This window comes from Acinetobacter seohaensis (assembly GCF_056431365.1).
Genome location: NZ_JBWKMK010000082.1, coordinates 1 through 1,239, shown reverse-complemented (window position 1 = coordinate 1,239; position 1,239 = coordinate 1). Strand labels below are relative to the sequence as shown.

Below are 1,239 nucleotides of genomic sequence, written 5' to 3'. Positions count from 1 at the left end.
TGAATGGGCTGGATCCCTATGCCTATTTAAGTGATGTGCTGAAAAGGTTGCCGACACATAAAGTGACTCAGATTGAAGAATTGCTACCACACCGCTGGAAACCTGAACCGAATTAAAAAATAGGCATAGAGTTCAGCGGACGCTTACTTTCATGCACGATCAGCTTGCTGATGGTCGTAAGTTCCGATTATTGAATGTGATTGATGATTACCGTCGTGAAGGTTTAGCGATTGAGGTAGGGTTCTCATTGCCAGCAATGCGAGTGATTCGAACACTCAATCAGTTACTGGAATATCGGGAAAAGCCTTTAGTGATCCGATGCGACAATGGACCAGAGTTTATCAGTAACGAATTTGTACGTTGGGCAACCGAACAAGGTATTCGTATTGAATATATTCAACCAGGCAAACCACAACAGAATGCATATGTTGAACGTTATAATCGAACCATACGTTATGGTTGGCTGAGCAAACATTTATTTGATACTTTGGATGAAGTGCAAGATGAGGATGGGCTACACCCAGCCAATTCAATAGTGTAGAAGAAGCGAGACAAAAACTTAGTTTACTTCCTGAATTTAAATCAAATGATAAATGCTGTGATATTGTTACTTTTGAAGTAAAGAGCCCCATTCCTGTTCGTGAAGGTTGGGTAGGTCCTTTAAGGTCTCAGCAGACAGGACAATCTTTTAATGGTGGGGCAAAACAATGGGAATTTTTAATAAGTAAGTATGATACAAACATGGAAAACTTTCTTCAATTAGTTCCAGGCTCAAGGAAAAATTTAAAATGACTAGATTTCAAAATCTTAAAGGTGTTGATCCAAATGGCAATATTGTCAACTATATCTCTAATCCACGAAAAGATAAATATGGATATTACTTCTTTCAGTTTAATCAAGAAACATCTCAATATATAGATTTTAAAAATTTTGGTGGTGATCTTGGAAATTGTAAAATATCTTGGGAATATGAAAAAAAATATCATAGTATCGATATTTTCTATTATAAACCTTTGTTTTTAATAGATATTAAACATGATTTACTTTTAATTCCAAGTAGCACACTAAAAGAAATAAGAAGTTATGTACTTGAAACCTATGCTGTCTATAACCCCATACGCGCCAACTTAAGGCTTAAACTGTTGAAATATATTATAATTATCGCTTGAAAAATAAAAAAGGTGGTTGTATTTATTAATGCGCTAACACAAAACACAACCACCGTGGCGTATCATGATT

At 35.5% G+C, this 1,239-nt stretch carries 2 protein-coding genes and 1 pseudogene; all 3 read left to right on the top strand.

What is annotated here, in order from left to right:
* Window positions 1-116, top strand: a 116-nt coding sequence (locus AC07E5_RS09775; protein ID WP_498625344.1) for a transposase domain-containing protein, incomplete at its 5' end; no start/stop codon positions are given.
* A 23-nt stretch (window positions 117-139) separates the two neighbouring features.
* Window positions 140-541 (top strand): annotated as a pseudogene (locus tag AC07E5_RS09770) (DDE-type integrase/transposase/recombinase); the annotation flags it as partial.
* Window positions 542-788: 247 nt separating this feature from the next.
* Entirely contained in the window at window positions 789-1,169 is a 381-nt protein-coding gene (locus AC07E5_RS09765; RefSeq protein WP_498625343.1) for a hypothetical protein, read from the top strand.
* Window positions 1,170-1,239: the final 70 nt, after the last annotated feature.

Excerpts from the sequence above, each read along its gene's own strand:
- AC07E5_RS09765 (WP_498625343.1), top strand. The coding sequence starts at position 789 with ATGACTAGATTTCAAAATCTTAAAGGTGTTGATCCAAATGGCAATATT.